The 18,714-nt window shown below is 34.7% G+C and carries 15 protein-coding genes and 6 pseudogenes; 9 read left to right on the forward strand and 12 right to left on the reverse strand.

The genetic code is table 11. From position 1 onward, the window contains the following. The first annotated feature begins 58 nt into the window (after positions 1–58). Positions 59–949, forward strand: a complete 891-nt coding sequence (locus AC0OMA_RS13190) for a LysR family transcriptional regulator (protein ID WP_047182909.1) — start codon at positions 59–61, stop codon at positions 947–949. A 309-nt stretch (positions 950–1,258) separates the two neighbouring features. Here the strand turns inward: AC0OMA_RS13190 and AC0OMA_RS13195 are convergent. From AC0OMA_RS13195 to AC0OMA_RS13215, 5 genes and pseudogenes are all read right to left on the reverse strand, one after another. Then, positions 1,259–1,597: pseudogene (locus AC0OMA_RS13195) on the reverse strand (Lrp/AsnC family transcriptional regulator); the annotation flags it as partial. Between the two features lie 90 nt (positions 1,598–1,687). Continuing rightward, complete coding sequence (locus AC0OMA_RS13200; RefSeq protein ID WP_047182911.1) at positions 1,688–2,326, reverse strand: HD domain-containing protein; 639 nt, start codon at positions 2,324–2,326, stop codon at positions 1,688–1,690. A gap of 85 nt (positions 2,327–2,411) precedes the next feature. Continuing rightward, on the reverse strand, positions 2,412–3,035 hold the full coding sequence (locus AC0OMA_RS13205) for an FMN-binding negative transcriptional regulator (protein WP_047182912.1): 624 nt from the start codon (positions 3,033–3,035) through the stop codon (positions 2,412–2,414). Positions 3,036–3,060: 25 nt separating this feature from the next. Then, positions 3,061–3,579, reverse strand: coding sequence for a spermidine/spermine N(1)-acetyltransferase (gene paiA / locus AC0OMA_RS13210; RefSeq protein ID WP_047182913.1), 519 nt, complete (start codon positions 3,577–3,579; stop codon positions 3,061–3,063). A gap of 18 nt (positions 3,580–3,597) precedes the next feature. Next, positions 3,598–4,054, reverse strand: a pseudogene (locus AC0OMA_RS13215) (MarR family winged helix-turn-helix transcriptional regulator). 115 nt (positions 4,055–4,169) lie between these two features. Here AC0OMA_RS13215 and AC0OMA_RS13220 point away from each other — a divergent pair. Next, a pseudogene (locus AC0OMA_RS13220) lies at positions 4,170–4,818 on the forward strand (YczE/YyaS/YitT family protein). A gap of 105 nt (positions 4,819–4,923) precedes the next feature. Here AC0OMA_RS13220 and AC0OMA_RS13225 read toward each other — a convergent pair. After that, positions 4,924–5,724 (reverse strand): dihydrodipicolinate synthase family protein, encoded by an 801-nt coding sequence (locus tag AC0OMA_RS13225; protein ID WP_047182916.1) that lies wholly within the window; start codon positions 5,722–5,724, stop codon positions 4,924–4,926. Between the two features lie 148 nt (positions 5,725–5,872). Here AC0OMA_RS13225 and pdxR point away from each other — a divergent pair, with 148 nt between their 5' ends. Continuing rightward, complete coding sequence (gene pdxR, locus AC0OMA_RS13230; protein WP_047182917.1) at positions 5,873–7,252, forward strand: MocR-like pyridoxine biosynthesis transcription factor PdxR; 1,380 nt, start codon at positions 5,873–5,875, stop codon at positions 7,250–7,252. 616 nt (positions 7,253–7,868) lie between these two features. Here pdxR and AC0OMA_RS13235 read toward each other — a convergent pair. Next, entirely contained in the window at positions 7,869–8,996 is a 1,128-nt protein-coding gene (locus AC0OMA_RS13235) for a Rap family tetratricopeptide repeat protein (protein WP_014477416.1), read from the reverse strand. Between the two features lie 195 nt (positions 8,997–9,191). Here AC0OMA_RS13235 and AC0OMA_RS13240 point away from each other — a divergent pair. From AC0OMA_RS13240 to AC0OMA_RS13250, 3 genes and pseudogenes are all read left to right on the forward strand, one after another. Next, positions 9,192–9,338, forward strand: a pseudogene (locus AC0OMA_RS13240) (hypothetical protein); the annotation flags it as partial. Between the two features lie 253 nt (positions 9,339–9,591). After that, positions 9,592–9,926 (forward strand): annotated as a pseudogene (locus tag AC0OMA_RS13245) (tRNA-Val4). 59 nt (positions 9,927–9,985) lie between these two features. Next, entirely contained in the window at positions 9,986–10,420 is a 435-nt protein-coding gene (locus AC0OMA_RS13250; RefSeq protein ID WP_474222163.1) for an SMI1/KNR4 family protein, read from the forward strand. 245 nt (positions 10,421–10,665) lie between these two features. Here the strand turns inward: AC0OMA_RS13250 and AC0OMA_RS13255 are convergent. Together AC0OMA_RS13255 and bltR are read right to left on the reverse strand one after the other, a co-directional pair. Next, a pseudogene (locus tag AC0OMA_RS13255) lies at positions 10,666–11,389 on the reverse strand (NPP1 family protein). A gap of 585 nt (positions 11,390–11,974) precedes the next feature. Further along, entirely contained in the window at positions 11,975–12,796 is an 822-nt protein-coding gene (gene bltR, locus AC0OMA_RS13260; protein ID WP_047182919.1) for a multidrug efflux transcriptional regulator BltR, read from the reverse strand. Positions 12,797–12,912: 116 nt separating this feature from the next. On the opposite strand from bltR, the gene blt reads away from it, so the two are divergent. Then, positions 12,913–14,115: a multidrug efflux MFS transporter Blt gene (gene blt / locus AC0OMA_RS13265; protein ID WP_047182920.1), complete on the forward strand. Its 1,203-nt coding sequence runs from the start codon at positions 12,913–12,915 to the stop codon at positions 14,113–14,115. 199 nt (positions 14,116–14,314) lie between these two features. Further along, positions 14,315–14,773 carry a spermine/spermidine acetyltransferase gene (bltD, locus tag AC0OMA_RS13270; protein WP_047182921.1) on the forward strand — a complete coding sequence of 153 codons (459 nt, stop codon included), beginning with the start codon at positions 14,315–14,317 and terminating at the stop codon, positions 14,771–14,773. 156 nt (positions 14,774–14,929) lie between these two features. Here bltD and AC0OMA_RS13275 read toward each other — a convergent pair whose 3' ends face one another. From AC0OMA_RS13275 to AC0OMA_RS13285, 3 genes are all read right to left on the reverse strand, one after another. Next, entirely contained in the window at positions 14,930–16,234 is a 1,305-nt protein-coding gene (locus AC0OMA_RS13275; RefSeq protein ID WP_322839712.1) for a hemolysin family protein, read from the reverse strand. Between the two features lie 288 nt (positions 16,235–16,522). Next, the gene (locus AC0OMA_RS13280) at positions 16,523–16,666 is read right to left on the reverse strand and encodes a YrzO family protein (protein ID WP_014477437.1); all 144 of its coding nucleotides are present in this window, start codon (positions 16,664–16,666) and stop codon (positions 16,523–16,525) included. Positions 16,667–16,683: 17 nt separating this feature from the next. Next, positions 16,684–17,649: a DMT family transporter gene (locus tag AC0OMA_RS13285; RefSeq protein ID WP_063335473.1), complete on the reverse strand. Its 966-nt coding sequence runs from the start codon at positions 17,647–17,649 to the stop codon at positions 16,684–16,686. Positions 17,650–17,774: 125 nt separating this feature from the next. On the opposite strand from AC0OMA_RS13285, the gene czcR reads away from it, so the two are divergent. Continuing rightward, positions 17,775–18,641, forward strand: coding sequence for a LysR family transcriptional regulator CzcR (gene czcR, locus AC0OMA_RS13290; protein WP_015384170.1), 867 nt, complete (start codon positions 17,775–17,777; stop codon positions 18,639–18,641). Positions 18,642–18,714 lie beyond the last annotated feature (73 nt).

Raw genomic sequence — 18,714 nt, forward strand, 5'->3', positions numbered from 1 at the left:
TAAATATGATTTCAATTCCTTTATGTAATTAATGATTTATAAGAAGAGAGGTTTTTTTATGGAATGGGAACAATTAGAGTACTTTCAAACTCTTGCTCGTATACAGCATGTAACCAAAGCTGCTGAAACGTTATCAATAACACAGCCAGCACTTTCTCGGTCTATTGTTAGATTAGAAAATCACTTAGGTGTTCCGCTTTTTGATAGACAAGGCCGGTCCATTAAATTAAATAAATATGGGGAAATATTCCTCAAAAGGGTTGATTCCATGATTCGAGAATATACAGAAGGAAAGGAAGAAATTCAAACTCTTTTAAAACCGGATCAAGGTGAAGTGTCTTTAGGCTTCTTACACACTCTGGGTACGACTATCGTTCCAAACTTAATTGGAGCATTTAAAGATCAATACCCAAATGTTCATTTCCAACTAAACCAGTCTCACTCTAATCAGCTTTTAGATAAACTAAAATCAGGTGAACTAGATCTCTGCCTGCTTGCTTCTTTTCCAGTCGAATCAAATATAATGTGGAAACCCTTATGGAAGGAGGAGCTCTTTTTATTTTTGCCCAAAAATCATGTGTTAGCTGCCCGTAAGGATATTACATTAAACGAAATTGCTAATGAGCCTTTTGTTTTAATGAAAGAAGGTTTCGCTCTTCGAGTGACAATAGATCATATTTTTGAACAGGTTAATATTACCCCAAACATTGTATTTGAAGGTGAAGAAGCTACCACAATTGCAGGTTTTGTTACAGCGGGTCTTGGCGTTTCAATTCTTCCTGATTTTAAAGGCTTAGACCAAACAAATATCGCAAAAGTACGTATTAGTTGGCCAAGGTTTGAGCGTGTAGTCGGTATTTCTTGGATTGAAGGGAAGTATCTATCACCTGTCACTGAAAACTTCAAACAATATATCATCAATCAGTTTCCTCAAATAGATTCGATATAGTATTAAGTTACTTTGTTGATGCCAAATCATGGTACTTCTAGATGGATTTAATAGCTCTAAAGCCAAAACAAAAAAGATACCAATATGATTTGGTATCTTCATCTAAATCAAGTCCCTCAACATAGTAAATCCATATCATCGGTTATGAAAGCTTATTTTCATTATACTCTCTATCTTCCATTTTCATCATTTCTATATGTTTTCACGAATTATGGTTAAAAATTGTGATGAAATTTGTGCCCATATAGATTAGCAATACGTCATTGGTGCCATGTCCGTCAAAAATTGCAAACACCCTAAAGGTACCTTTTATTTATTTATCAAAATTGTCAATTTATAATTAACATGCTTGTTTAATTCCGTTAAAAATTGATCTAGCACTTCGTTATTCGGAAATCTACATTCAAGAAGATAACAGCCATCTCCGCTAATTTTATAATTATTGATTACATATTTCTCTTGTGTTTCTATAAATGTAAGAAATGGTGTATGATATGTGCTTTTTGTATAGATATTCAGCATGGCATGTATGTTCCATCCCAATTTCTGTTGATTTACTCTAATTGTATATCCCTCAATAACACCGTTGTCTTCTAACTTGGCAACTCTAGAGGCAGTTGCTTGCCCTGTCAAATGAACTTTTTCTCCTTATTGTTTCATTTTCGATCCTTTCAAAGACACAAAAAAAGAGAAGTAAACACATGGTTTAATCCTCTAACAAACTTTGTTTCTTTTTCTCTATTCAGTCCAAGGTGAATGCAAAATACAATCACAGAAATTTTTATTTTTATAGTTGGGCCTAAAATGTTTAACAATATCCTCTTTCATATTTCCAAAAGTAGTCTCAGGCTTATGTTTAAATCCCTCATAAAACGCCGGAATAATCTCCCTCTTAAAATTGTTGCGTGGGAATGCCTTTATAATTTCTTCGCGATAGTCGGCTGGGAATTGTTCAAATCCATCTCCCATTACATCTAAACCAACACCTGAAAAGAGTAATGCCACTTCAGGCTCTTTATGTTCTGCAACACCTGGTGTAGTATGCAATGCAATGGCATCCCAAACAAGACGAATTGATTCCTCCGATATTTGGTACTGTTGCAAAAAGCTCCTCGCTGCATTTGCTCCATCTACCTCAAATCTTAAATCTGGACTGCTGAATTTTTTTGTTAAGCCTAAATCATGGAATAATGCACTAACATAAAGCAATTCTAAATCATAATGCTGCTTTGTTTTTCTTCCGTTAACTGCACCAAATAAAAATACGCGATTTGAGTGATTCCACAATAAGTTGTCCCCATGCTCGCGTAAAATATCTGCTGCATCTTTCGCCAATTGAGTATCTGGAATTCTAATACCTGCTACTTCTTGAAGCATACTGAAAATCCCCTCTACAATTAGATTGTTTTCATTAACAAAACTAATTCTTGTAAAGAAAAATCTTAAATTATAAAAATAGCATTTAATTTTCCTTTTTGAACTTGCTCTCCATCAGTTGCGCCATTTGTTGAGAATTTATATCCTTTTCTTCATAGAGTTTATTTACGATGTTCTGATAGTCCTCTTCATTACGATTTTGACTTAATTTATTGGCAGCTTGAATTTCTTGTACTCTAATCTTAAAACCAACAATACCTTTCAATTCTTGTTCTAATAATTGAGGAGAAAGCCTATCCCATAAAACCGGATTTTCACGATGTTTTTCATATTTTTGTAGCAACGATGTTAAGTCTTGTTTTAACTCTTCTTCGTTTAAAATGCTAGCTGTACCATATACATGTACAGCTTGATAATTCCATGTTGGCACATTTTCCTGTTTATACCAAGAAGAAGAGATATAAGCGTGTGGTCCCTGAAACATCACCAGTACATCTTCACTGGTTTCAAATGTTCTCCATTGAGGATTCCCATAAGCGATATGCCCCGTTATAAAGTAAGTATCTCCTTCTTGCACTAGCTGCAATGGTAAATGAGTAGCAATGGGTTTCCCTTTTCTTGTTGTCACAATTGTGCCAAAAGAGTTTTCTTTAACAAAGTCCCAAATCTCATTAATATTTGTTATCTTATAGTATTTCGGAATATACATAACTATCCATCCCCCTTGTAAAAATTTATATCAGTGTCTTGATCATGATGAAATCAGTTTGTTCTTCATCGCCCATATAAAATGAGTGCGCTCCTGTTTTAATAAATCCCATCTTTTCATAAAAAGCAATGGCATTTTCATTTTTTTCCCAAACACCTAGCCAAATTTTCTTTTTATTACATTCCAGTGCAATATCCACAGCTTTATTAAACAGATGTTTACCCAGACCATGTTTTTGGAATTTCTTCTTTATATAAATCCTTTCGATTTCAAGTGATTCTTCACCCATCTCTTCCGACTGAGCATCATTTGTATTGACCTTTAAATATCCAGCTACTTCATTATCTAAAAAAACAAAATAGAATTGTGACCAAGAATTGGATAACTCCAATTGAAGTTGTTTAGAGTTAAAAGCTTTTTCTAAATAGGCTTTCATATTTTCAGGTGAATTCTGATCTTTAAATGTGTCGTTGAACGTTTCAATACTTATTTCTTGTAGTATGTTTAAATCTTCATGATTGCACTTTTTAATTAGAATGTTCACTTTTATAAAGCTCCTTCTTTATAAATAACTTCTTTTGTTTCCCTTCTTAACATATTCCCAATCTTTTTCTATATTTTTTCTTATTCTTTGAAGAAAATTGAAAATAGACTCTGCTTCTTTTTCAGAAAATCCCGCTAAAGCAACACGATTTGAATGCTCATTTTCACTTTTAATAAATGGAAATACATTTTTCCCCTTCTCAGTTGGAAAGAGTTTTTTTATTTTTTTTGTTATGTTCATCATCTTTCTTTTCAATAAAACTGTTCATTTCAAGTTTTTTAATCGCACGAGACGCTGTCGTTCTGTCTACTTTGATCATTTCAACTAGTTTTTCTTGGATGATTCCTGGGTTTTCACATATTCGTACAAGATACAAATACTGCCCTTTGGTAAGGTCATGTTCTTTAAATTCGATATTACTTATGGAATCTAACGCCCTTGCAATCATTCCAATTTCACGAAGAATTTCCTTCATCATTACCCCCTTAAAGTTATTTTTGTTGCAAATACAATATAAATGACATATATTGAATATAAACTAACTTTGTTGTAAATACAACAAAAAATAATAAAAAAAGAGGCTGAGTACAATGAAATATTTGTTTTATATATTAGGAATTTTAATCTTAACCCTCGGCATTTCTTTCACGATTCAATCAAACCTTGGCACTTCACCTTTTGATGCTCTATTGGTTGGACTGTCCACAAATGTGGGACTTACTGCGGGAAGTTGGGAAATTATATTAGCCTTAATACTGATTTGCTTCAATTCAATTTTAAAGAGACAACGACCAGAAATTTTGGGGATGTTAACAGCATTTATAACAGGAATTGGCATTGATATGTGGCTTTTTTTTATTGCAGGATTTAATAACACCTGAACAATGGTATAGCAAAATTGTTTGTTTCGGAATCGGGCTAGTTGTAATAGGAATAGGAACTGCAACATATTTATACACCAATTTTGCGCCAATTCCAATTGATCGATTAACTTTAATCATACAAGAATTAACCAGAACAAATCTATTTTTTGCAAGAACACTCATTTACCTAATATTCTTGATAATGGCAATAATTTCGAATGGACCAATTGGTATAGGGACTTTATTGACCGTTTGTTTAGCAGGGTTAATACTTAATTACTTTATGCCATTTACTAAAAAAGTTTTAGACTGCATATTAACAAACCCTTCTAGTACCTCATTAAATTTAGGTAAAGATAAAAACCACACAATATAGGGTATGCTGTCGAGTTTTTTCTCGACAGCCATAAATATTTACTCCTCTGTTCTTCCTTCCACTTTCTCAAAGTTAGTCCTTTCTGTAACAAACTAAGGCGCCATCTTACATTTTTATGATCGGTGATCGACAATCTCCTATTTTTAAACCAATATTTTTATAGTGAGTTTTTATATTAATAAGAGTGTGATCGTTTATAACTTCATTTATAAGTTCGTTTAATCTATTTAAATCTACATGTTTATTTTCTAATAAGTCATTGAAAATTACTTTGATCTCATCAGGATAAACATTTCCAACCAAGCTTGATAGACCATTACATCCATTTTTAATCATTTCTGGAAGGTTTACATCTCCAGCTGCAAACATAATAAAATTATTAGGGAAGTCTGTTTGTTTATGCCGATGAACATCGCCTCCTTCTTTAAGTCCCCTTATATTTGAATGTCGGCTTAGTAAATCATTAAGTGCTTTCTCACTCAAATTAAAACCAGTCCTGGTAGGGTTATTATAAAGCGCAACCTCTTTAGATGTATGACTAAGAAGTTCGTCAACATAATAAATAGCTTGCTTTTGTGTAGGTCTTATATAAGGCGGAAAACCAATTAATATTGAATGAATATGAGTTTTCTCAATTTTTTCAATTAGTTTTATGGCATCACTTGTTCTCGTAGCTGAAACACCAAACATAAGTTCGATATCATCGGATTTTCGCTGACTGAAATACTCAATGATCTGAATACGTTCATCTATGCTCAGTGAATGTTGTTCACCAGTAGTACCGCATATTAGTAATGAATTGATACCGTTGTTTTTTAAATGATCAACAATAGTATCAAATCCTTCTAAAAATAGACTTTCATCCTCATTAAAAGGCGTAGGAATAGCAACATTTAGATTTTTCATTTTGAAATTTCCCCCAAATAAATATTCTTTAACTAACCATATGTCTTTATTTTCAATGGATTGACAAAGTACTTTTAGGATAAAATAACAACTGACATTTTAAAAGGTACAGTTTTAGTTAAATATACATGTCAGAGGAGAAAAACAAATGAAAAGCATGATTTTCGCTTTCAAAAGCGACACTCCGAAATACAAACAAATTTACGAGCAATTTAAGGCATTAATCGAGCATGGAAATATAAAAGTAAATGAGCAGCTGCCATCCATTCGAGAACTGGCCAATTCCCTGCAGGTAAGCCGCAATACAACGCTAATGGCCTACGATCTTCTTTTAGCAGAGGGATACATTCGCGGAGAATCACGTAAAGGGTATTTTGCAAATGAAGTAGGACCCCTTTTAAGACAAGAAAATGCTGAGGTACAAGCTGATAAAACAGAAACGTCACAACCGATACTGATTGATTTTCGCGCCGGAGCCGTCGATCAAAAGCATTTTCCGCTGAAAACATGGAGAAAATTATACAATCAGGTTTTGTCATTAGAGAAAAGCTATCTGTACAGCGAACCATTTGGAGAAATGAGCCTCCGTGAGCAAATTGCCACTTATCTTTTAGAATCACGTGGGGTGAAAACAGATGCTAATTCTATTATTATCGGCAGTGGTACGCAACAAATGCTAATATATCTTTGCCACATTCTAAAAGAGGAATTTCACGGAATTGTAGTTGAAAATCCGGGGTATGAAGGTGCCAGGGAAGCTTTTCAATTTCATGGACTTCATTTAGAAACGCTTCCTGTTTATGAAAGTGGAGCTGACTTTTCTCAATTAAATGCACTGAAAGAGAAATTAATCTATGTGACTCCTTCCCATCATAGCCCTTACGGCGTAAGCATGACCATTCAGCATCGTCAAACACTGATCAATTGGGCGAATAATAGAGAAGGATATATTATTGAAGATGATTATGATAGTGAGTTCCGTTATACGCAACAGCCGTTTCCCGCCCTTGCATCCATTCAATCAGAACGAGTGATCTATTTGGGGAATTTCTCAAAATCCTTTCTTCCCGGCATCCGTATAAGTTATATGGTTTTGCCGCAGCCCATTTTGCATAAGTATAAAAAACGGTTTCTTCATTTTGAAAACACTGCTTCTTTGCTTAATCAGCTAACCATGTCTGAATTTATAAAGGCTGGTGAATGGACTCGCCATATTAAGCGTATGCGCATTGTATATAAACGCAAGATGCAACACTTAATTTCAAATTTAAAGCAGCAGTTTGGGGATCATGTGACAATCATCGGCGAGCAGTCCGGATTATATATATTAGTGAGAGTTCATCTGAATTGCCTAGAAGAGAAATTAATTCAGCGTGCTTTGCAGTACGGTGTGAAAGTATATCCTACTTCCGTTCATTTCGTTAACACTATGCCTGATAAACCAATTATAAAGTTAGGTTTTGCTCATCTCAACTTTGATGAAATTACATCTGGCTCACAGCTTTTAAAAAGTGCTTGGTTAAATTAAACATAATTAAGAAATAGAAGTTGAAAGGCACAGAAAATTTGCTCATATACATAATAGATAAAAAGAAAAGGCTTAAAACTCTTTCCTTTTTTAGATACCATTTGTCCATACTATCAATCCACTTGCTCCTAAACAATTATAAAAGGCTGTTGAGATTTTTCTCACAGCCTGAATTAATTTAAAGTTTAGTTTTCCAACTTAGTTTCTTTACCTTTTGCTTCTTAATAATCTGGTGTTTTCTTTGACAGCCCCAACCTGTCACTTTCTCCGTTACCTAGCATATATTCAAGATGCTTAATACCAAGCCAAAAGTTATTATGATCTACCGAAAATTTTAATTTGCGGTGCACTATTGCCTTTTTCTCTCCCCAAAAAATAAGGTTATGCCTCAAGGATTTAAAAGGGGATACTATTTATGTAGCATTTGATTCCATTGTTTCTGTTAATATCAAATAAAAAAACCTCCATTTCTGAAGGAGGTTGAATGTAATATTATCAAGTTTGAAAACGATCAGAGGCAATATGAAATGTGTTTTGAGTTTGATCTTCTGTTAAGTTGGATCCGAAACCACACACTAAAACAAGTGACAAACCCAGGATTAGGCATACCTTCTTTTTAAAAGTCATACAGGCATTCTCCCCTTTGAATTTGTGTTTGAGTCTCAAGCATTTTCTGATGATATACATAGGATGTTTCAAATTCTTTTGAGTTTGCGTAAGCAGCTGCGGTCTCACAGGCAATGTCTTCAATATATGAATAGTTCTTATTTTTTTCTAAGTATTCTATTGTTTGATTAACACCTTGTTGGTCCACTGCATCGACATAAAGAGCTTTTAAATATCCCTGTAATTTTGCGAAAAGCTCATCACCTTGATAAAGAGCTGCTGACAAACCTTTCTTACTTACTTGGATAGCCTCATTCATTTTTCCTTGTTTAAAAAGGATTTTTGCATAAGAAAATAAAGAATGTGGCAAGTTTGTGAGCTTTTCTTTTTCTGTAATCTCCACTGCTTGCTTTATGTATACTTCCGCCTGCTCGTAATCACCACTGTCAGCAAAATTAGTGCCTAAATTATATAGTGCAGAACTAATCAACCTTTTGTTATTCAATTCCCTAGATAACTCTAATGCCTTTTCAAGATGCGGCTGACTTTTTTCGTAATGTTTAAAATCAGTATAATTCCCTGAGATAACAAACATACATTGAACTTTTCGCACCTTATAAAGTTCATATTGATTATAAATATCCAATGCTTGTTTAACGTGATGCATAGACACATGACTTTGCTTCATACCATAATATGCTTCAGCTAACTTAAAATGAAACTCTGCCCTTTCGATCTCATCTGGGACATGTATAAGCTGCTTTTCGGCTTCTCTATAATAGTAGATAGCTTTCATGTATTGCTTCTTATCAAACTCGTACATCCCTCTGAAAAATAGAGAATAATACGATAACAGGCCAGATATGCCTTTATTTGAAGTCTCAATTTTTTCAAGAAGTTCCTCAATAGTTGGTCTTATACGTGTTGTTACGGGTTCCAAATAATCTAACATGAGCTGATGACGGAATTTCATTAGGGAGAAGTAAATGAGTAAATACTCATCTTCCTCCATCCGTTGGATTTCTTGCTCGACCTCTGCCTTTAAAATCTCTGCATCCGGGACACTAAATTGACGTATCATTTTATACCATTCATTGATCTTTACGCCAACTTCTGACGATGATAAAACCGGATTCACAGGACCCCTCCTTTTATGTCTTTTTATGTCTTTTTATGTAATATTCTAACATTTCCAAAAAGTGTTCAGACCGCAAAAAAACCGCAAACTTTTTATTCGCTATCTTTGATATGATCAATCAAGTTAATTTTAGGTTCGTTTCTTCTTTCTTCCATGGTAATATTTTGATATATAATTAAATGAAAGGGTATGATTATGAAAGTCTTTGAAGCTAAAACACTTATGTCTGAAGCTACAGACCGCGCCAAAGAATATAAAGAACTAAGGACGCAAATGGTCAACTTGAGAGAAGCTTTACAAAGCGCCGGGCGGAAAAATTATTCAGGGTACGGAAAAAAAAACTGATAAAAACGGAGTTTATATGGCAAAGGTTGAGGTTGATAAAAATAGCTGATTCTAGTTTCTTCCCTGAGAGTGGAACCGTACAGATGTATTAAAAGCTATTGATGAAGCTTACCAAACTAAAAAGCAAATCGGCCAACTAAATTCAGGGGCATCTCTTGGTCGGGTATTAAAATAGAAATGTATTTAAATAAGGAGCAATAGCAACTGCTTATCCGTTATATAAATAATAATATTTAAGGTGAAATAACATATGAAGTATTCATATAAATTTGAAGAAGATCCATTTGGTGATTTAGGAATAGTATTGCCAGAAGAAATCAGTATTTTCTCTGACTTTATTGAAAACATCACTACAGAAGAACAAGCCAACGAGTATATAGATTACATTGAGAAGGTTTCAGAAGGGATATATGAAGATATTGAGATAGAGTTAAATGCTACAAGTGTTCTAATCAAAAAAGATGTGGCAATTGTTGAAACCTCTTTTAGGAAGAAGAACCCTATGAAAACTCAATTGAAACTAATCAATTTAGAGAATTGCTATTAATATGATGAGAAAAAATTCCAGATATATTTAAAGATTAGAAAAATCAACACCCTCTTGTTACATAAAGAAGGATGTTACAGATCAAGGCGGGATTCATATGGTTGAATGGGATTTCGGAGAGCATCCTGTTAGTAACGAGGAAATTATTGAAGTAGAAAACACGTTACAAGTAAAGTTCCCAAAAGATTATTTAGAATATGTCAAAACCTATTCTGGTGCTACCCCCTCTCCTGAAACTTTTGATCTTGAAGATAGGGAAGGAATTGCATTTGGATACTTACATAGCTTCCATAAAGAAAGTGAGTCATATATAGTTAACGTTTCTAATCGTTATCGAGACGGCAGAATGCCAGATAAAGTAAAACCGATTGCCGATGATGTGTTTGGCAATGAAATCTGCTTCGATTTTAGAAAAGGACTCAATAGTCCTTCTATTGTATTTTGGGATCATGACATCGCTTATGAAGATAAGGAAAGTTCCATTAGCTATGTTTGTGATTCATTCACAGAGTTAATGAACAAACTTGAATAGAATGAACTTTGTCTCTAGCTGATTTTAAGTAAATAACAAAAAACTAAGGCAGAATTTGCAGAAAGCAAAATTTAAGAAATCATATTATATATGTGGAAAGTCCTTCTCATAACAAGAAGGGCTTCTCTTTTATTAGGGATTTAAGTTTTGCTTTTGTTTTCGGTCCATAAATGTCGTCTTGAAGTAAGGAGAAAAAAGAGCCCTTCTTTTAGTAAGGACTCTTCTCAATTTAGAATTATGAATTTTTATTTAAACCAAGCTTTCTTTAAATTGTTGGTGAAATTACTATCATTAAAAGGAACGTTTGCTTTACCGAAATCTGCTGTATTTAATGCATTCCTTGCGGCAGGAGTTAAATCATCCCAACCGATCAACGGTTGAGTTCCACCTACAACACGATCGCTCATCATCAATTCGTGGTTAAGTGGCCACGTGCTGTCATAGGCAATCAAAGGATGAGTGCCATCTTTCATGTTGGTTTCCGCTTGGTGCTACATTTGTGAATTTTCCATGTCCGGAATATGCAATTGATAAAACCTTTGGATTTTGATTCGCTGGATTATCAATCCATACAACGATTCCTTCCCAGTCATGTCTGTGACCTAAGCTTGGAGAGGCTTCATCTTTAGGAAAATACCAAGAATACATGATTGCCCAAACCCCATTGTACCATGCAGAACGTGAATATACTTGTCCAGTATTTTTGCTGCAATGTCCTTCAGGCGCTCCAGTCGGCTCTAAACCTCCACTTGTATTACCTTGCGCATCTACTGCAGGAAAAGGCACACAGCCGCTATAAACCTTTAGATATGGTTGAAAACGTTTCGCCGCTTTTTGAGTAACAGTGGTAGGCACCACCTCTCTAAAACCCACAACTTTATCATGATCGATTACAGCTGCATTTGCTGTTGAAACCGTGCTAACAGAAGTGATTACAAATAAAAAGAGAGCCAAGAAAAATTTGTTCATTATTCCAACTCCTTTTAAGAATATTGACAACAATTAAATACCACAGAGTTGGAATAAATATCAATATCTTTTTTAGAAGATAACTGAATTTTCATACTAGATTACTATTTTATTTTCCTTATGTCTTTAAATTCAGTAATTAATGCACTCTTTAAAAATAAATAAAATGTCCTCCCCTTTGGCTGTGAGGCTTAATAGGACATTGCTCTTCAAGTATAATTTCAGGATTTAAAAATAAAACATAACAGATGAATAAAATTGGCACCATCATTAACCTTTTACCAACTTGTTATTGATATTTAACCCCCACCAACAAGCAAGCCCCGCGTTTCACAATCCATTTTGGTATTTTCTTTGAACTTCTTTCATTTTATAATTCATTTTCATGATTAAGCCCCTTTGAAGTCCATTTTATTCTCCTTGCCCTTTTCACTAGTAATAATTACACCAGCGAATAAAGATTGACATTGCTTTTTACTCAATGGTGCAGTTTTGAAGTTCGCTTGTGGGCTGCTTATTAAACCAGTTTATATTCTTTTTGGGCACACAATAGAAGCAATTTTTCCATATGAAAATCTCGTAATCTTACACCTCCTTAACTTGAAGGAGGATTTTGGCATATGTATTTTCATACCCGTCAACTACCATCTCATCCAGCATATATTCCTCATATGCATTTTGCCCTATTTGCATTCCATTCTTTTCAATGAACTCAATGATTCTCCGGTATGCCTCTTCAGTATTTCCGCCTATTTCATATCCAACTGCATACAGGCCCTTTGGTCGTACATGATAATTTATGTTCTCTGCCCCATCTTTTACTTTTATATAAAAGTAACTGTAATTGTAGAAGTCTTTTTCTAAGATTTGTTCCCGTGCAAAGATTCCGCCTATCGGATATCCTTCATCTAATTCATATTGCTGAACTTCATGAATGAGTTCTGAAATGGCAGCCACATATTTTCGTTCCGGTAAGTTTAATGTTTTTCGGCTTAACATAAATTTTTCTTCATGTAAATACTCAAATGAAATTGAGGAAAAATCAGTATCAAGTGCTTGTTCAGTAAGCGCCACTTTTGTATGTAAGATCGTTTGCAACTGCTTAAGCTCATTTATTTTTTTATCAATCTCAATAGACTTTTCTTTTAGAACATGCAGGATCTTGTCTGGTGTTTTTCCTTTTATTAGACACTTTATTTCTTTTAATGGAACTCCAAGCTCTTTAAATAGACTGATGACTTGAAAAATCTCAAATTGATGATAGGAATAATATCTATACCCATTTTCTTTTTTTATTTCCGGCGAGAAAAGACCAATCTCATCATAATGAAATAAGGTTTGTTTTTTTACACGGCAGAGCTTCGAAAACTCCCCTGTTGTGAAATACTTCTTAACATCTTCGCTCATAAAAACCTCCTTGACTATACGGTAACCATATACCTTATGATTTGATTGTACTTGAAAAAAGCTTCAAGCGAAAAGGATAGGTAAAAAGGGTTCAATTGAGTTAAAGGGGAATTCAGATGAAAAAATCAATAAATGAGCAAAAAACGATATTCATTATACTATTAAGCAACATCTTCGTAGTATTTCTTGGTATCGGTTTAATCATTCCAGTTATGCCTTCTTTTATGAAAATCATGCATTTATCCGGCAGCACAATGGGTTATCTTGTTGCAGCTTTTTCCATTTCTCAGTTAATTGCGTCACCTTTTGCAGGTAGGTGGGTTGACCGATTCGGCAGAAAAAAAATGATTATTCTCGGGTTGCTTATATTCAGTTTATCTGAGTTGATTTTCGGATTAGGGACCCATGTTTCAATATTTTATTTCTCGAGGATATTGGGTGGTATAAGTGCGGCTTTTATCATGCCCGCGGTAACAGCATATGTAGCTGATATTACAACCCTAAAGGAAAGGTCAAAGGCTATGGGGTATGTTTCTGCTGCAATTAGCACAGGCTTTATTATTGGGCCTGGTGCGGGAGGATTTATTGCCGGCTTTGGTATCCGCATGCCGTTTTTCTTCGCCTCCGCCATCGCGTTAATAGCAGCTGTCACTTCCGTTTTTATACTAAAAGAGTCATTGTCGATAGAAGAACGCCATCAACTCTCATCTCATACAAAGGAATCAAATTTCATTAAAGACTTGAAGATATCCATTCATCCTGTCTATTTCATTGCATTTATTATCGTCTTTGTAATGGCTTTTGGTTTATCAGCTTATGAAACGGTATTCAGCTTGTTTTCTGATCATAAATTTGGCTTCACACCAAAAGATATCGCAACCATTATTACGATAAGTTCCATTGTTGCGGTAGTTATTCAAGTTTTACTATTCGGGAAATTGGTCAACAAACTTGGAGAGAAAAGAATGATTCAGCTGTGCTTAATAACCGGAGCGATCTTGGCTTTCGTGTCTACTGTTATGTCAGGATTTTTAACTGTTTTGCTTGTAACTTGTTTTATTTTTCTGGCGTTCGATTTGCTACGCCCGGCCTTAACCGCTCATTTATCCAATATGGCCGGTAACCAGCAGGGTTTCGCAGCAGGCATGAACTCCACATACACCAGCCTGGGAAATATATTTGGACCTGCTCTAGGCGGTATACTATTTGATCTTAACATTCATTATCCTTTCCTTTTTGCAGGTTTCGTTATGATTGTCGGCCTTGGTCTTACAATGGTTTGGAAAGAAAAAAAGAATGATGCTACAGCTTTAAATTAATTCATTCTCTATAAAGTCAAGTCATTTGGATGCAGGGAATGCCTCTGGTTAGGCACAATAAGAAAAGGTACTTAATTTGATAGGCTACATGTTGTTTGACGTGAATATAGTTTAAGCTGAGATTTAGCAATATCAGGATTTCATCTGCCATCACCATAAACCGCAGCCTAACCGGGATAAGAAAAAAGGAGAATGTAGTATGAGTATAAAAATAAAAGCAGTAACTGATGATAATCGTGCTGCAATTCTTGATCTACATGTCAGCGAGAATCAATTATCATATATTGAATCTACAAAAGTATGTTTAGAGGATGCAAAAGAATGTCACTATTATAAACCTGTCGGGCTTTACTATGAAGGAGATCTAGTCGGTTTTGCAATGTATGGATTGTTTCCAGAGTATGATGAAGATAATAAAAATGGACGAGTCTGGCTTGACCGATTTTTTATTGACGAACGCTATCAGGGAAAAGGATTAGGGAAGAAAATGCTTAAAGCCCTCATTCAGCACCTTGCTGAGCTATATAAATGCAAGAGAATTTATTTGAGTATATTTGAAAATAATATTCATGCTCTACGCCTTTATCAAAGGTTTGGTTTTCGATTTAATGGTGAACTCGACTTTAATGGCGAGAAGGTAATGGTAAAAGAGCTATAGATATCCAAGCCTCCTTGTTTGCTGAGAAACGTTTGAACCTCGATAATGATTACCTGCTTAAACTGCAAGATCATTGTTTAAAAAAGCCTGGATGAAATTTTCATCTCAGGCTTTAAGCATCTTATTAGTCAAAATCTCATGTGTTTTATCCAGATGTTATTCTTTTTTCCGGACAATTTCTAAATAATTAATATGCCGGCCAACTGTTTTGTGCACTTTAAAAATATACCCATCGGCTTCTATAACGGACCCAACTGCAGCGTCTATTTGTTGAGTTATAAACCAGCCGCCTATTGTATCCACTTCGTCACTTGCTAACGTCGTTCCCAATAAATCATTTACATCCTCAATGAGCACTTTCGAATCTAAGATATAGTGATTATCATTTACTTTTCTAATATCAGGCACTTCATCTTCATCAAATTCATCTCTGATTTCCCCAACAATTTCTTCAAGAATATCTTCAGCAGTGACTAAACCTGAAGTGCCGCCATATTCATCCACAAGAATAGCGATGTGTGTTCGCTCTTTTTGCATTTTTACCAATAAATCATGAATTGGAACGGATTCAATAACATGGATAACAGGGTTGATATGATTTTCTAACTTGAAATTCTCTTTTATCTTCTGGTCTGTGTCAATATAAGCTGACAAGAACTCTTTAGCATTGATAAAACCAATGATTGAATCTTTATCTCCATTTAGGACGGGGTACCTTGTATAGCTCTCTGTCTTAATGGTCTTAACAATAGTTTCATAAGAATCCTCACTAGAAATCGCTACGATCTCTCTTCTCGGAATCATAATTTCTTTGGCGATTCTTTCATCAAATTCAAAAATATTATTTACATATTTCAACTCATTTTTATTGATTTCACCGCTCTTATAGCTTTCAGACAGTAAGATGCGCAGTTCTTCTTCAGAATGAGCAAGTTCATGTTCTGATGCAGGTTTCAAACCGAAGAGTCCTACTATAAACCGGGCTGAACCATTTAAAAACCATATAAAAGGGAACAGGATGCGGTAAAACCAAATAATTGGCTTTGCAGTCAAAAGAGTGATGGTTTCCGCTTTTTGGATAGCGAGTGTTTTAGGAGCAAGTTCTCCAACTACAACATGCAAAAAAGTCGCCATCACAAAAGCAATCACTAAGATCAATACATGTGAGACTGTTTCACTTACATGAAAATGAACAAATAAGGGGTGCAAAATCACTTCAAAAGTCGATTCTCCAACCCAGCCAATTCCCAACGCTGTAACCGTGATCCCTAATTGACAAGCTGACAAATATTCGTCCAAATGAGTAATGACCTTTTTGGCTGATACGGCACCTTTTTTTCCCTCTAATATGAGTTGGTCAATTTTTGATGACCTGATCTTTACTATCGCAAATTCAGTCGCAACAAAAAATGCTGTCAAGACAATTAAAAGAGTAAAGATGATAAGGTTAATGGTTGTCAATGATTTGCCTTACCTAGTAAGGCGTACACCTCCGATGTAAATATTTTCTTTTATTTTTATAACGTCCGTTTTTTCTGAATAAACAAAAAACAGTATATGTAACATTATAAGTTCAAAAGAACCTAAAATCAACTCTGAATGATGTAAATAATCATCTTTTCCGTATGGAGAGTGGTTCCCATAGTATTCAACTAGCGATTGGTGACGTTTTAAGACTTAAAATAAAAAGCAAAATAAAAACACACCTGAATTTTCTGGTGTGTTTCAATAATATCCAACCATCTTGATTTATTTAATGTCTTTATTAAGGTTTTCTTTTAAAATTTGAATCAATTCCGCCTGTTGCTTTATATTTTTGCGGCCATTTCTATTAATTGCAGCAAGTTCACAGACAATTCCAGCTGAAATAAAAAACAATAAACCTTCAAACATTTTAAATCCCCCACCGTCTAAGTGATAGTCAAATGTGTTTTTTCTTTTTGTAATACCTGCTTATAATCTTCCTTACGCTGATATATGTTATTTAAAATAAGTCCAATAATCACAAACAGTGTTCCTACTATATCAAATGCAGTTATGTTATATCCTTTGATCACCATGATTAACAATGTAGTAATGGGGACAAAGTTAATAAATAAAATCCCATTAATGGATGATAGGATTTTAATGCCATAGTTCCAACCAAGGAGGGCTATGATACCTGGTAAAGTAATCATAAATAAAAAATCATACTTAATTGCTGCAATCACTTTAATACTCGGTACCGACACGTAACCTTGCGCGGTAAGTATAGCTGTCATGATTCCTGTTATAGCTGTGCCGAATAAACATGTCAATGTTGAATAACGAAGTGTGGACCACTCTTGGAATAACTGTCCCCCCATTGTGTAGACAACCCATCCTAAAACACCAATTAATATAAAGAGTAGCGAGAATAGATGATCCCCTAATGAAAAAAAGAAACTTATATTACCTTTGGTTATGACCATCGAAGCCCCCAAAAAGGCAATCAATATACTGATCATTGTGTATTTTTTAGGTTTCACATGTTTATATCCCCATAGAATAACAATTGAAAGCATCGGCATGAGTGCCTCGGCAATGGATGCTGTCATAATTCCAGACTTCCCCATCAACCTTTGACCTAAAAAAATAAGAACATTGTATACAGTAAACGCCATCACCCCAAATAAAATGATCCATTTTGCTTTACCTTCTAAATGAAATGATTTTTTTCCTTCTCTCACCAATAATAAAATCACTAACATAATCGTTACCACACCGTAGCGAATAAATGAAAAATAAAACGGATCAATAAATTCTAATGCATGATCTGCAACTGGAAACATCGCGCCCCAAGACATACTTGCTACTAAACATGTAAGGGCACCAATGAATAATTGACCTTTTTTCATTGAATTCCCCTCCTTTTCTTTAAAATTACAATGAGAATTATAAAAAGAAGTAAGCATCAAGTAAAATGAACAAAAGTGATGAAAAACATCATTAATAATGATACTTTAATGAAGGGGGGATCTTCATGGAACTGCGAGACTTACAAATTTTCAAATGCGTAGCCCATCACAAGAGTATTACCGGTGCTGCAAAAGAGTTAAATTATGTACAATCTAATGTAACTGCGCGGATTAAGCAATTAGAGAATGAGCTCAAAACACCTCTTTTCAATCGCCATAAAAAAGGGGTTTCACTAAGCCCAGAGGGCCGAAAAATGATTGAATACGTTAACAAAATTTTGAAAGATGTTGAAGAACTGGAGCAAGTCTTTCTAGATACTGATATACCGTCTGGAATATTAAAAATCGGTACAGTGGAAACAGTGAGGATACTGCCGACCATCATAGCTTCCTATTATAAAAAGTATCCTAATGTGGATTTATCATTGCAGGCTGGTCTAACAGAGGAACTTATTAAAAAGGTCATGAATCACGAATTAGACGGAGCTTTTATTTCAGGCCCTTTGAAACATTCTATTCTGGAACAGTATGATGTTTATACTGAAAAACTTACTCTTGTAACCAGTAACAAAACGTTTAATATAGAGGATTTTTCAACGACTCCGATTCTTGTTTTTAATCAGGGGTGCGGGTATCGGTCTAGGCTTGAACAATGGCTCAAAGATGAAGGTGTGCTCCCAAACAGAATGATGGAGTTTAACATCCTGGAGACAATCTTAAATAGTGTTGCACTTGGACTCGGTATAACAGTGGTACCGGAATCTGCTGTTATGCATCTTGCTGCACAAGGTAAGGTTTATTGTCACCCATTACCTGAGAAAGACAGCTGTATCTCAACAATCTTTATACGCCATAAAGATGCATACCTGACAAATTCAATGCGCAGTCTCCTTAAGACCATTGTTGAACATAAAAATATGAGTATGTCTTAAAGTGCTTTTTCTCTTTCTATGTTCTACCTTCTTAAATAAAAGAGAAGGCGCATCTCCACTTCGCTACCCTTAT

This window comes from Bacillus sp. AMCV2, from assembly GCF_056033925.1.